The sequence below is a fragment of the Mucilaginibacter metallidurans genome (assembly GCF_003286435.2).
Taxonomy (GTDB): domain Bacteria; phylum Bacteroidota; class Bacteroidia; order Sphingobacteriales; family Sphingobacteriaceae; genus Mucilaginibacter; species Mucilaginibacter gossypii.
Map to the genome: position 1 here is coordinate 644,807 of NZ_CP043449.1, position 13,582 is coordinate 658,388.

The 13,582-nt window shown below is 39.7% G+C and carries 11 protein-coding genes; 7 read left to right on the forward strand and 4 right to left on the reverse strand.

The window, feature by feature from the left end; all coding sequences use genetic code 11:
• The first annotated feature begins 3 nt into the window (after window positions 1-3).
• The gene (locus DIU38_RS02865) at window positions 4-1,182 is read left to right on the forward strand and encodes a DUF5000 domain-containing lipoprotein (RefSeq protein ID WP_167516063.1); all 1,179 of its coding nucleotides are present in this window, start codon (window positions 4-6) and stop codon (window positions 1,180-1,182) included.
• Window positions 1,183-1,205: 23 nt separating this feature from the next.
• Window positions 1,206-2,408 carry a DUF4998 domain-containing protein gene (locus DIU38_RS02870; RefSeq protein WP_112656606.1) on the forward strand — a complete coding sequence of 401 codons (1,203 nt, stop codon included), beginning with the start codon at window positions 1,206-1,208 and terminating at the stop codon, window positions 2,406-2,408.
• 732 nt (window positions 2,409-3,140) lie between these two features.
• Here the strand turns inward: DIU38_RS02870 and DIU38_RS02875 are convergent.
• Window positions 3,141-3,389 (reverse strand): RagB/SusD family nutrient uptake outer membrane protein, encoded by a 249-nt coding sequence (locus tag DIU38_RS02875; protein WP_167516064.1) that lies wholly within the window; start codon window positions 3,387-3,389, stop codon window positions 3,141-3,143.
• A 201-nt stretch (window positions 3,390-3,590) separates the two neighbouring features.
• Here DIU38_RS02875 and DIU38_RS02880 point away from each other — a divergent pair, with 201 nt between their 5' ends.
• Both DIU38_RS02880 and DIU38_RS02885 read left to right on the forward strand, forming a co-directional pair.
• Window positions 3,591-3,737: a response regulator gene (locus DIU38_RS02880; protein ID WP_243770583.1), complete on the forward strand. Its 147-nt coding sequence runs from the start codon at window positions 3,591-3,593 to the stop codon at window positions 3,735-3,737.
• Window positions 3,738-3,788: 51 nt separating this feature from the next.
• Window positions 3,789-4,331, forward strand: a complete 543-nt coding sequence (locus DIU38_RS02885; RefSeq protein ID WP_112683118.1) for a response regulator — start codon at window positions 3,789-3,791, stop codon at window positions 4,329-4,331.
• Between the two features lie 223 nt (window positions 4,332-4,554).
• On the opposite strand, the gene DIU38_RS02890 is transcribed toward DIU38_RS02885, so the two are convergent.
• Window positions 4,555-5,322: a 4'-phosphopantetheinyl transferase family protein gene (locus DIU38_RS02890; protein WP_112656614.1), complete on the reverse strand. Its 768-nt coding sequence runs from the start codon at window positions 5,320-5,322 to the stop codon at window positions 4,555-4,557.
• 802 nt (window positions 5,323-6,124) lie between these two features.
• On the opposite strand from DIU38_RS02890, the gene DIU38_RS02895 reads away from it, so the two are divergent.
• Complete coding sequence (locus DIU38_RS02895) at window positions 6,125-7,279, forward strand: acyltransferase family protein (protein WP_112656616.1); 1,155 nt, start codon at window positions 6,125-6,127, stop codon at window positions 7,277-7,279.
• A 114-nt stretch (window positions 7,280-7,393) separates the two neighbouring features.
• On the opposite strand, the gene DIU38_RS02900 is transcribed toward DIU38_RS02895, so the two are convergent.
• On the reverse strand, window positions 7,394-8,869 hold the full coding sequence (locus DIU38_RS02900; protein WP_112656618.1) for an oligosaccharide flippase family protein: 1,476 nt from the start codon (window positions 8,867-8,869) through the stop codon (window positions 7,394-7,396).
• Window positions 8,870-9,937 carry a glycosyltransferase family 4 protein gene (locus DIU38_RS02905; RefSeq protein WP_112656620.1) on the reverse strand — a complete coding sequence of 356 codons (1,068 nt, stop codon included), beginning with the start codon at window positions 9,935-9,937 and terminating at the stop codon, window positions 8,870-8,872.
• Window positions 9,938-10,102: 165 nt separating this feature from the next.
• On the opposite strand from DIU38_RS02905, the gene DIU38_RS02910 reads away from it, so the two are divergent.
• A complete protein-coding gene (locus tag DIU38_RS02910; protein WP_112656622.1) occupies window positions 10,103-11,659 on the forward strand; it encodes a glycosyl hydrolase family 28-related protein in 1,557 nt (518 codons plus the stop codon).
• A gap of 254 nt (window positions 11,660-11,913) precedes the next feature.
• On the forward strand, window positions 11,914-13,470 hold the full coding sequence (locus DIU38_RS02915; protein ID WP_112656624.1) for a glycosyl hydrolase family 28-related protein: 1,557 nt from the start codon (window positions 11,914-11,916) through the stop codon (window positions 13,468-13,470).
• Window positions 13,471-13,582 lie beyond the last annotated feature (112 nt).

The following is a 13,582-nucleotide window of genomic DNA, read 5'->3' on the forward strand; positions in this document are numbered from 1 at the left end:
ATAATGAAAAAGATATTGTTCAGGTGCTGCATCGTCCTGATTGTATTATTGGCCAATTCCTGTAAGCAGGATGAGCTTGCGCCTATTGTTAATGACCATACCCCGCCCGGCCCGGTAAGCAAGGTTACGGTGATTAACCTGAACGGTGCCGCCAAAATAAGCTACACCATACCCACCGATGGCGACCTGCTTTATATTAAAGCGGTATACGCTATCAAAAAAGGTGAGGCCAGGGAAACAAAAGTTAGCCGCTATAATAGCGATCTGACTGTGGATGGCTTTGGTAACAGCATGGATTATCAGGTAAAATTATACGCTGTAGACAAAGGTGAAAACGTATCGGCTCCGGTAGAGGTAACAGTACATCCGCTCACCCCGCCTTTAAAACTTACCCGCGATTCGTTAACTGTAACGCCAGATTTCGGTGGTATTAACGTTAAGTTTACCAATAGCACTAAAGCCAGCTTGGCTATCGTGGTGTTAGCTACCGATTCGTTAGGCGAGTTCGCACCTATCCTTACCAACTATACCAACCTGCAAAAAGGTAATTTCTCAACCCGCAACTTACCCGCCAAGCCAACCAAGTTTGGTATTTACACCCGCGACAGGTGGGGTAATTTATCTGATACCCTACTGGTAACTGTTACTCCCCTGTTTGAAGAACTTTTAGACCGGACGAAGATCAAAGGCATAGCCCTGCCAACCGACGCGCCACTTGGCCCACAATACGGCGGCGGCATTGATGAACTATTTGATGGCGACGTAACCAACGCCGGTGGCTACTACCACACGGGCGATGCCTCTAAAATGCCGCAACAGTTTACTTACGATATGGGTGTTACGGCAAAACTAAGCCGCTTAAGTTATTTCATGAGGGAGGGGTTCTTCTACTCGTTACACAATCCGCGTGTAGTAGAGATTTGGGGCACTAACACCATTAATCCCGATGGCAGCTATGACGGCTGGACCCTTTTAGCATCACATACTCAAATAAAACCATCAGGACTGCCTGAGGGCCAGCTATCGCAGGAAGATATTGATGCCGCACGTGCCGGCGAAACCATCACATTTCCACTGGATGCCCCAAAGGTGAGATACATCAGGTTCCGGACGCTGAAAAACTGGTCGAACGGATCGTATGTGAATTTTAATGAAATAATGATGTGGGGAGATACTAAATAAAACCAACTGATCAATAAAAGTTTATGAAAGTAATAAAATATTTTGCGGTGCTGTGTCTCGTTGCCTTTATCGCAATATTAAGCTCATGCACTAAAAGCGGCGACGCTTATAAAAAATACATGGCGGGCGGTGAGATCACATATCCCGGCAGGCTGGATACTGTACTGGTGCATTCTGGTTACAATAGCGTGCAGTTATCGGCAACGCTTGGTAATGACCCGCTGGTAACCAAAATGAGGGTGTTCTATAATAACCATCATGATTCAACAGAGGTTGCTATTACCCACGCTCCTGGCAAGGATACAGTAAATGTGATCATCGATAAACTGACCGAGGGTAACTACAGTTTTGATGTTTATACCTACGACGCGCAAGGTCGAAAATCTGTAGGGGTAAACGTTTCGGGTGTAGTTTATGGGCCGAGTTATTTAAACTCCTTGATTAACCGGAAGCTGAAAACCGTAGAACAATCACCCGATGGAAACAAAATAGAACTGGGCTGGGGCGAACCTGCAAATGGAGAGCTTGGCGTAGAGATAAATTATACGGCGGTTAATGGTTCTGCCAAAAAGTTCATCGTTCCGGCAAATCAAACCAATACCGAACTGCCTGATTATAAAGAAAGCAGCGTGCTTACATTTAAATCCTTATTCAAGCCTGATACCACGGCGTTCGAAACATTTTCGCCAGATCCATCATCGGTCACCTTGCCCAAGTTTGAAAGGCAGTTTGATAAATCTAAATTCGCGGTAAAGATCTTACCTACAGATGTGCTTGAAGGCGGCTATGGTTGGCTGGAAGAGTATTTATGGGATGAAAGTTATAACCCGCCGGGCTTCGCAACAGAATCTACAATTCCATGCTGGTTCACTTTTGATGCCGGTACTTCTACCTCCTTAAGCCGGTTTAAAGTTTGGCAAGCTAACGATAGGCTTTATCAATTGCAAAGCGTAAAAACCTTCGAATTATACGGCAGTAATAACCCCAACATGGATGGAAGCTGGGCAAGCTGGACTAAAATAGGATCCTATACTTCGGTAAAACCATCCGGCCTCCCCGTAGGTCAGAACTCTGACACGGATGTCACTTTTGCCTTGGCGGGTGAAAACTTTTCTGTTCCAACCTCAACTCCAAAATTCAGGTATTACAGGTTTAAGCTTCTATCTAATTATGGTGGGGATTTTATGACCTTGGAGGAAATTACTTTCTACACGCATGAAAGATAGCCTAAACATAGCAATGGTTATTTATATCAAAAAAACTGTGTAAGCCAACATGGATATCGGTATCGACATAGTAGGCTGAGGTTTATAATTCATGCCTGGTTTTACTGTTTGACTAATCATTATCGTTGGATCGTAATTCTTTCGATAAGTGTAGAACTGAACAAAGGAAAGAACACTAACGGGATTAGTTGCTAACGGGTACCTGATCGAAGTAATAAATTTTTAATGACAATGGGTTTTTTTCATTTACAGAAATCGTGTAAAAGACCGCTTTGATGAAAATAATTACTGACGTTTCATCAGTGCCTGGATCTGAGATATACTAAAATAATAGAAATGAAAAAGTCTGCTCGATATCGAACAGACTTTGCTCGGATTTGTCTATAATCCCATATGTACCGGGACTGGGAAATTAATTGAACACATTTATGGCTTCCTGATGATGATAGAGCGGATTTTGGAGAAATATGAGGAGAAAAAGTTGAGTGAAAAACATGAATAATTGAGCCATTTTTCTTTGTAAAAGGTGTTCAATAAATCAACATGGTGGATTTATTGAACACCTAATTATTTTAATTCAAAAACTGACTAAATTTATTGCGGCAATACTAAACGCTAAGCTTGCCTTTAGTCGAACTATTTTATTAGTTCCGATATATGCTGTCTTATTTTGTTACTTATTTACGGTCCGCAGTTCATGCGAGATTGAACAACGGAAAAAGTAAGGAGCAATTACCAGGCACTGTTTTGTTTGAGTACGCCATTTGACGAAGTAACAAAAGTTTGCGGAATCGGAAAATGGCTGAATTTGGCATAATTAAAATTAGTTCTCCCATAAACAGTCTTCAGCAGGTTTTCTGTATAGCCGGTGCCTGAACTGCCATTGGGGCCGGCCACTTTGTTATATCTTACCAGGTCGTACCAGCGATTAAATTCAAGGGCCAGCTCTATCCGGCGTTCATGCCAGATAGCTAAACGCAATGTTGTTTTGTCTGTGGTTATGATTTGTGGAAGGATACCCGCTCCATCATTTTCGCCTGCTGCGACTGATGCCGCGAATGTTTTATTACCACGGGCTCTCGGATCACCTTTTTCATAACTGCTAACCAGGTTAGGTTTTGATCCATCGACGACAACCTAACCCAACTGGAAACATTAACCCAGCAACTGACAGACTGGAAATTGAATTGTACGATTACCCAATCTCCTTTGCAGGCATTGCAGATTCTCCCTGAAAGCGAAGCCTTTGATGTGGTGATTACCGATTACAGTATGCAGGAAATGGATGGATTAATCCTGTCGTCGAGGATCAGGGAACTTTACCCGTAGGTCCCGGTGATATTGTTAAACCCTTTAGGTGGTCAGACTGGCAAAATAAGCATGGCTCTTTTTTCCGGTATAGTCAGCAAGCCTGTTAAACAGCACCAGCTCTTTAATATGCTTGACAGGGTCCTAACAAAGTCTGCGCCGAACATCCTGTCTGGCGAAACTGATAGAAAGCGATTGAGTGAACCTTTTGCAGTGGATTACCCCTTTGATATTCTGATCGCTGAGGATAATGTCATAAATCAAAAATTAATCGTTAGAATCTTATCAAAGGTGCGCTATAGTCCTGATACTGCAGCTGACGGTGTTGAAGTATTAAACATGTTAGAAAAGAAAAGATATGATTTAATTTTAATGGATATCCAAATGCCTCATATGGATGGTATCGAAGCGACCGGTGCGATTCGCCGGCATTATGCACAAATGCCTTTTATAGTAGCGATGACTGCGAACGCTTTTGACGAAGACAGGGAGCATTGTCTGAACGCTCGCCTGGACGACTATATAGCAAAACCGTTTAAAATAGAGGTGCTCTTAACTGTGCTGACAAGGTTGGCGCTGAAAAAAAATACTATATATGTAAAATCCAGTCCCTGATCCGGATATGGCTGTCGCCAACCCTTGTTCTCATGGGGTGTTTAGTTATTTTGGATGAGACAACGTTGAAGCGAATGGATACGATAAAAAGAACATGGGCCGCTGCCTCGCGCCCGGCCGCTGTAACCTAAACCTTATTATAAATCGGGCCGGATGGCCCTTTTCTTTCGTTAAAATTTTATCCGCAAGGAAATTGACGGTTGCGTTATCGGCTTCATAGATGTCATTGTGATAATTTAGAAGTTTGAACTCCATCCTGTTTTATTAGAGATATTTTATTGAATGCATCGAGAAATGAACTCAGGTTAACAGATGAATTTTTGGGAGCGGCAATAGAGCAAGCATAATCTCCGGCAATAAAGGAAATCGCTTTATATTGATAAAAACTACGAAAGGTACTGATATAAAAACCTTTTTCTTTTTTCACCTCATCGACTTCAAAAAGATGTAGTCCATTTGTCATGCCAACTTTTAAAATTTTTGACAAACTTTCTTTGACTGTCCACAAAATGGTGCACCCTTGAAGTAAGGATAGCTCAAGATCTCCGAAGAAAACCAATTCTCGGTCGGAAATTTGCGTCTTCATTGCGTCCAAATCAGGTAGATTGATTTTTTCGATATCAACGCCAAGTGGATGATTTTCAGGATAAACCATAGCGATACCGAAATCATTGCAGTGGCTTATAGAGACTTGGACATTGTTCGCCAAATCATAATATATGACCGGATATTGAAACACACCAGTTCCAATATAAATATCTTCGCACTTTCCAGTGCCTAATAAATCTATCAGGGCATTTTTTGCAGCGATTCTTCCCAATAAATAACTGTGTTTTCTTCTGGAGGCTTTCAACGATTGATAATACGCAATTTCTTCCTTATGAAGTAAACATGTCTTGTTTTCAATGTTATAAAATGATTCTTTTACTAAACAAAAGCTGGCATAAAATGATTGTGTATCCCGTGTTATCTCAATTTTGTCGCTAATCATTTGATTGAAAGTTAAGCCTGGAAAAACCGCAGCTGATATGTTTTATTATTTGATAGATTTAGTTATTCCTTAAATTAGTTGCCGGTTTGTAAAATTAAACAAATGAATGGGTAAATCGAATTCGCAGCCTTCACCACAATTTATACCCGGAGTTGACAACGCAGATGGGTAAACTATGACGAACCACTTATCGAAAGTTGCTGAAAAGGTAACAGCTTAAAGACGATTGAAAACTTGCAGGATATGGTGATTGCCAAGTTTTTCCACATATAAGGACGTTTCAAACGCGCCAATAGCGGAAAAGCATCAACTAATCGGATCGATATCCCCTAAAAATCCATGTTTTGATGAAAGCGGACATAGAACCCATTATATCGTATGCAGGCGTTTAAAATCTTATCACGATGTCTTTGGCCTCGGCCCTCAGAATATTACCTGTAAATTTTCACGCCGTTACCCACGGCCCGGGCTAATACGTTGCAATCTTTTTTCAAATGGATTTGCAAATTGACCTATCCAAGCAGCAATGGAAACGCCTGATTTTCCTGAATATGAAAAGATTTGAAATCCCTTTGTTAGCGAAATTAATCTCAACTGTTGAGATAGCTCAAGCTGTGTCATTATGGTTAATGCTGTGTTTTTGAATATTCTTCAATTATTATCAAAAAGCATAGGTCCCTTTTCTGATTTGAAAGGAAAGATATTCAAAATGCCACTAAATCAAACAATTTTTAAAAGTTTGAATTGTGTTGGTATATGATTACATCTAATATCTGCCAAGCCAAAAAACATATTTTTTTTCATGGATCCATTTAACGCCCGATTTATACGAAATCAAAAAAGGTGGCCATGGATCGATTACGACAAGGGGATAAGTATTATACTTGTAGCTTATGGTCATTGTTACGAGATATTAAAAGATCATGGACTTGCACTTGATCAATACCCTGTTTTGAATTACATCGGTGTGTTCCTATACGGATTCCGGATGCCCTTGTTTTTTATCATTTCGGGACTGCTGATTGTAAAAAGCCTGAATAAAAAAGGCCTGAAATCATACATCGGTGACCGTGGTAATAATATTTTGTACCCATTGCTGATGTGGGGCATAATCCAGGTATCGTTACAAATTGTAATGAATAGGTTTACACATAACGGTTATACGCCTATTGATTATTTAAACCTGATCATTAACCCGCGAAGGACGGGTATTTTCTGGTACCTTAATGCCCTGTACTGTATCGGTGTAATATATTCATTTTTACATACTAAGCTGAGGCTGCCTTCCTTAACGCAGTTTTTTTTCGGCGTGATACTTTATGCGTTATTTCCGCTCATGTACGAGCTAAGAGCAGGCTTGTTCACCGACATATTCGAGTATTATGTGTTTTTCGCCTTAGGTGATCTGCTTTCGCAGGTAATGCTGGACGACAGAAAAATGCAATTATTTACTTCATGGAAATTTTTCGTTCCGCTGCTTTTAGCTTTTATAGCAATCCAATATTACTGTACGCCCATAAACCTTCAGGCTTCTGATTTTGGTATCCGTAACGTGGAGATCAACAGGCATTATCTGTTCTTTTTGCAGGCTCTAATCGGTTGTGCGTTATCAATAAACTGCTCCTTCTTCCTTCAAAAGCTAAATATTCTTAATTTTCTCAAAATAGTAGGTTATCATTCATTATACATATACTGCGTTCAGATAATTATGATGACAGTAGTGCGTACGATGATGATGAGTATTTTTCACATTACTAACGTGCCGTTATTGGTGCTGGTCATTTGGTCCGCCGGAATAGTATTACCAATCTTTTTTTATAACTTTTGCCTGCGCTTTAACTTTTGGTGGTTGTTCAGCTTTCGAAAACCGGAAAAGCAGATAACATGGATAAAGCAGGCGAACCTTTTCGGCTATACAAAAAGCAGGAGCTTGACCACCGATAATAAGAACGCTTAAAGTTTACTGATTTCTTTTGTAGAAAAGTGATTACGATTTCATAAAACAGAGGCAAGTTTTCTATTGCTTGCCTCTGGGATACGTAATTATACGTCCCAGCAAATTAAACGCGGCTTAACGGCTCATGCTTTTACTTAATATAGCAGGCTTGGTATATTGAAGTTTGTTACCCGCAAAGGTAACTGCCAATGTTATTATCCAGGTTAGGGTGAACAATATGTAAGGGTTAATCGCTTTACTTAGCAAAATGTAGCCGCCCGTAAACGCGGCAGAAATTATATAAAATTTGAGAACCGAAAGCAACGTTGTCATTTTGCGGCTCAGCAGTAAAATATCCTGAGCAATGTGAAAAACCAGGAAGGACACAAAAATAGAGTAGTTCACCACGGCCAGCGATTTGATATAAAGTACTCCCAGTAAACATACAGACAGGTTTACAACAAGGGCGATGATGTTAAACAGCATATCTTGTTTTTCCATTTTCATGGCTATTAAAACATTGGCCTGTAGTAGTGCTGTAGGAAAAACCAGGATGGTTAAAAACATTTGGCGTGTATATTCTGCGTTGTTTAAGTAAGCATTGCCAAATGCAAGCGGAATAAGCTTATTCGAAAATGAATAAATGAAGGTATATGCCAGCCAGCCAAAAAGCAGGTAGTACACATGCATCTTTTTATAAAAGGCAAAAAAATCGCCTTTGTCGTGTTTGGAATAGTGTTTTACCAGTAGCGGAAAAACAGAAGTTGAAATAACAACCGGCAGGATCTGGGCTATCGAAAATATCTTAAAAGAAATTTCATAGTTGGCTACATCAAAAGCGGTTAGAACTTTTGAAATGATGATATTAGACATGCGCCAGTTGATGATAGATACCCCTCCGATAATGACAAATGCCCAGTTCATAATCACCATAGCTTTTAAGTCGAAATAGCTAACTGAACAGCCCCAGAGAGTTTTTATAGTAATCATGTTCGATGACCCAATGACAAGAAACAGGTTAAGCGTTAAAAAGCGGATGGCAATAAGGATTACAGACAGCGTAATGATTGAAAACGGGTATATAAATAAGACACAGCCTGCCACAAATTTCAACACAGATTCGATAGTTAGGATGATGGCGGTTTTCTTTTGTTCGAAGTTCGCTATGTTCAATGATTTTATACCGTTGATCAGGTTGTCAAAAATTACGTTTACGCCCATTAAAATAATAAGTACCCGGGTAAACTGATCCCCATAAAGCAAAAACGCCAAACAGATATTTACAGCATAAAAAATCAGCCCGAAATAGATCTGCATTTTTATGAACTTACTGATCATCTTGGGCTTATCTTCGGTATGCATATACTCCCTGATAAACCACTGGCTTAAGCCCATTGTTGAAAATGCAGTTACCAATTGGTATATCGCATTGGCAACAATGTATTTAGCAAAAATCCCTGTCGGGTACATCCTGGCCAGGATCACAAAAAACAAACTCAGAAACAACGTTTGCGACATTTGTGAAATTATCCCCCAACTGCTGTTTTTAAAAAGTGAACTTTGAAATAAACCGGAAACTTTAGTTTTAACTGAATTATAGGTGATGTTCATTTACTCAGCAGTGTATGCGTTTGTGATTTGTTTATCTGTACTATTGTAATAAGTTGCGGACGGTTGCGGCTGTAATGAATCGATAAGCCTGGTGTAACTATTCACCATAGCATCATAAGTAAACATCGTTTCATATCTGGCACGGCTGTTAACGCTCATTTTCGTGTATTCTTCTGTAGTTAGGTGTACAAGACTATTCAGCTGATCGGCAAATATGTTCCAATCTTTTTTTAGTTCAATCCCGTTAACACCAGGAACACCTATTTCGAGGTTGCCGCCTACATCATTTATTAATAGAGGTTTTCCGTACATTGTTCCTTCAATTAAAGATATTGGTAGCCCCTCCTGAATAGAATATAGCATCAGAAAATCGGCCTGTTTTACCAACTCATTCACTCCGTCAACAAAACCTAAGGCCTTAAAGTTTACAGAATCCCTGCATTTTTCATAGAGCAGGGCCAAATCAGGCCCATGCCCGGCAAAGTGAATTTCTATATCAGCATGTAGCTTACCATTAAGCTGATCAACAATGAGTAATTGCCGTTTTACATCAATTACCCTTGCCGAATATAGTATCCTTATTTTGCCATTCTGTTTAAATGATATTTGAGGTTTGCCTGCTGCCTCATCTTTGATCCCGTTATAAATAACAGTGATGTTCCTGTTTTTTAAACCGAAGTATCCTAGCAGGTTTTCGGTAACTTTTTTGGAAATAGAAACAATGTTGTACGGGAAGAAAGAGATGTTTTTATGAGTGTCATATACATTGTGGGCGATATATATGATCCGGGTGTTTAGAAAGAAGATGCGTTTGATCACCATGATTACCGCCATAACATTACGGGCGTGTACCAGTAATATCTTGTTATTAAGGTAAAATGGATTGCCAAACTTTACATATTCAGATGCCGGGATGTTGTATTTGGGATGCACTTTCTCATAAGGGATAAAGCCCAATACCTTGCAATTGTATTTGTGTTTAATGCCATTATGAATATCTAAAAGAACTTTCTGCGCACCTGCGTATTCATCAAGATTAGAGGTGGTTGCAACGATGTCTAAAGCCATTGTTTGAATATTAAGTCAATTTTTGGCTTTATTTTCATAAAAACCATATGATATTTGAAATTTTTACGTTAAGACAAACTAAAGATTAAAAAGTTTTCAAAAAAATGCTATTTTTAGTCGCTTTATTTAATTAATTATTATTTAATGTAATTTAAACCCCTGCCTATGCGAAAAATTTCCGTGTTTTTAGCCGTGCTATGTCTTTTTAGCTGCAAAAAGGAAGCCAATTCATCACATTCAATTACCGACACTTCAAAATTTAGTAATTCCTTAATATTGAACTCACTTGCGGTATCTGTTAATTCAGATCGTGTTGATGTTAAAAGCTATGGTGCCACAGGAGATGGTGTCACTGATGATACGAAAGCTATAGTTGCTGCCCTGGCCGCCGCAAAAAAAGCCGGTGTCGGTAATGTCTATTTTCCCGATGGTAGCTACATAATTGGTGAAACCGGCGACGGGGGAGGGGTTATTAAACTTGTTGATGGAGTGGGGCTGATGGGAAACAGTCCTGCAACCTGTCATATTAAGCTGAGCGGCGGCCGGCATAACCCCAATCCCCTTTTTTGCCAGGACTATACAAGTACGCCGGCCGTAAGTAACCTGGTTATCCAGGGCATTGATTTTAATGGCAATTCAGGGTCGCAAACATTTGATAGCAGTTATCAGTATTGCACGGCCTTTAATTTTCATAACGGGAAGAACATTGAAGTAAAAAACTGCAAGTTTCAGAGCTTTAGAGGGGATGGTTTGCTTTTTGGCGACGTGTTTGAGCCGTCATTGAACGCCAGGATAGTTACCAATGTACATGTACATGACTGCGAATTTTATAATATTTACCGTGAAGGCACGATGTTTTGCGCGGTGAATGGCGCTGCGTTCTATAATAATAATGTGCACGGTGATGGCTACCTTGTAGGCGGTGTAGACATTGAAAGACACAGTGTAAACGAAACGGTATTGAATGTGTCGGTTTACAACAACACTTTTAATTTTACTGATGGCTATGGACCGGTTGAGCGCGGTGGACCTAAAGTTCGTTACCGCAGGGCGGTTACCATGGGCTTTTTCTATGACGGTTATAAAAATGGCGTAGCCGATTCATTAAGCGGCCATTATAAAGTCTACAACAATAAGATTTACCAGGGCCAGATAGATTGCTGGGGAATGCTCAATGTGAGTATATCAGGTAATAGTTTTAAAAATAGCTATGAGAACATTGCAGGTGTTGGTTACCTGACAGCCCCGGTGATTAATATTTCGGATAATGTATCAACTAAAGGGCTTACTAACGTTTCGGTAGATAATAACATTATTGATAGTGGTATTGGCAACGGTATAGCATTTAAAAACTACGCGAAGGTAACCGCCAATGCTAATAATATTACAGGGACTCCTTCGGATGGGATTACTGTATTAGGTACAAGTGGTTGTTTTTATGGAAATACGATAACGAATGCTGGCTCGGTTAGTCAATCGTGTTCAGGCATTTTAATTAACGGCAATGCTTCGGGCTTGTACGTTTCAACTAACGAAGGTATTAATACCGCAAGCGGCACAAGTCGTACTATGGATTATGTTATAAAAATTGCCAGTGCAAACAATGGCGCCATTGCTCCGCGGGTTTTAAACAACAAAGGCAAAAATATGCTCAAAGGCATTGTCTCAGAATACTACTATCAGCCAAACTACGTACTTGCTGCTAATAATTCGGCGTTATAGTTGATAAAATTCCATCTTCAAAAAGGGCATTTGTTTTATTAGCAAATGCCCTTTTTTATTAATTATTTATCAGCGGAAATGGGATTTGATTTTCCCATTTTTCCTCATTTTTCTACACTTTTTCTACAATTCGTGAATTTTTTTCTATATAATTATCGTGCCATAAATTAAAACATTGAATATTTTTTTTCTTTATATGTAACATTTTTGTCACTTATGGTGTAAAAGTGTATATTTTAATTAAAATAACCATAATGAAACTGAATTTATTTATTTTGGCATTGTTTTTATTATCGTCTTGTAAAAAGGACGATGTAGTTATTGGAACGCAGTTAAATAACGGAATAGGAGTAACATCTCCTGTCAGGTCACTGGCAACTACAGTTACCCCGGCAAACGCGGTAAATGTTAAAGATCAGGGTGCGAAAGGAGACGGAGTAACCGACGACACCAAAGCGATAACCAACGCTTTGGCGTATGCAAAAGCCCATGGTGTAGCTAATATTTACTTCCCAGATGGCAGCTATATGATTGGTCAGATTGGTAACGGTGGCGGTATTATCAAATTAGCCGATGGTGTAGGCATGATGGGTAACGGTCCGGCAACCTGCCATATTAAATTAACCGGCGGCCGCAAAAATCCTAACTCCATATTTTACCAGGATTATGTTGGCATGCCATCTATAGGTAACCTGGTAATACAGGGCATTGATTTTAATGGCAACCTGCCGCTGCAAACTTATGATGCTGATTACCAATTTTGTCATGCCTTGAGTATTAACAATGGTAAAAACATTGAGGTTAAGAACTGCAAATTTCAAAGCTTTAGGGGCGACGGATTATTATTTGGAGATTGCTTTGAAACAACCTTGAATCAGCATATAGTTACTAACGTAAATGTTCACGATTCGGAGTTTTTTAATATTTATCGCGAAGGCATTATGTTTTGTGCGGTAAACGGCGCTTCTTTTTATAATAATAATGTTCATGGCGACGGATACCTGGTAGGCGGTGTTGATATTGAAAGGCACAGCGTTAACGAAACAGTTTTGAATGTAGCTGTTTATAACAATACTTTCAACTTTGCCGATGGCTATGGCCCGGTTGAGCGTGGCGGACCAAAAGTGCGTTACCGCAGGGCGGTTACTATGGGCTTTTTCTATAACGGTTATAAGAATGCTACCGCCGATTCATTGAGCGGCCATCACAAAATTTACAATAACAAAATTTACCAGGGCCAGATAGACTGCTGGGGTATCATAAACGTGAGTATATCAGGTAACTGCTTTACAAATACTTATGAAAACATAACCGGCGTTAACTTTTTAACCACATCAGCAATAAACATCGCCGATCCGGCAACTACCAAGGGCCTTATTAATATATCGGCCGATAACAATATCATCAATTCTGCTATGGGCAATGGCATTGTGTTTCATGGTTATACCCGGGTACAAGCCAATGCCAATACGATTACAGGTACCCGTACCGATGGTATAAACCTGATTAATACCAGTGGCTATTTTTATGGCAACACTATAACTGACGCCGGAACTACAACCCAAAAGGCCTCAGGTTTTATTGTTAGCGGCGACTCATCAGGCCTCATAATCACAACCAATCAGGCTGCTAATACCACAGCAGGTACCTACCGTACAATGGATTATGTAGTGAAAATAGCTGGTGTTAACAATGGCATGGTTGCTCCTAAAATTCAGAATAATAAAGGCAAAAACATGACAGCTGGTATCATATCTCTATACTGGTTACAATCGACATTTGCCGATTTGCTTAACAACCTGGCCGGCTGATTGATTTAACATATTAATTGCTGGGGGATTCAGTAATGTTTCCCCTTTTTTCCGTATTGAGCTAACAAATATTAAAGTAAACCAAACTTTTTTGCCCGGTAATCATTATACC

Bases quoted from the DNA above. Each gene is read 5' to 3' on its own strand.
- DIU38_RS02910 (WP_112656622.1), top strand. From the start codon at position 10,103: ATGCGAAAAATTTCCGTGTTTTTAGCCGTGCTATGTCTTTTTAGCTGC.
- DIU38_RS02865 (WP_167516063.1), top strand. From the start codon at position 4: ATGAAAAAGATATTGTTCAGGTGCTGCATCGTCCTGATTGTATTATTG.
- DIU38_RS02900 (WP_112656618.1), bottom strand. From the start codon at position 8,869: ATGAACATCACCTATAATTCAGTTAAAACTAAAGTTTCCGGTTTATTT.
- DIU38_RS02870 (WP_112656606.1), top strand. From the start codon at position 1,206: ATGAAAGTAATAAAATATTTTGCGGTGCTGTGTCTCGTTGCCTTTATC.
- DIU38_RS02890 (WP_112656614.1), bottom strand. From the start codon at position 5,322: ATGATTAGCGACAAAATTGAGATAACACGGGATACACAATCATTTTAT.
- DIU38_RS02915 (WP_112656624.1), top strand. From the start codon at position 11,914: ATGAAACTGAATTTATTTATTTTGGCATTGTTTTTATTATCGTCTTGT.
- DIU38_RS02895 (WP_112656616.1), top strand. From the start codon at position 6,125: ATGGATCCATTTAACGCCCGATTTATACGAAATCAAAAAAGGTGGCCA.
- DIU38_RS02905 (WP_112656620.1), bottom strand. From the start codon at position 9,937: ATGGCTTTAGACATCGTTGCAACCACCTCTAATCTTGATGAATACGCA.
- DIU38_RS02885 (WP_112683118.1), top strand. From the start codon at position 3,789: ATGGCTCTTTTTTCCGGTATAGTCAGCAAGCCTGTTAAACAGCACCAG.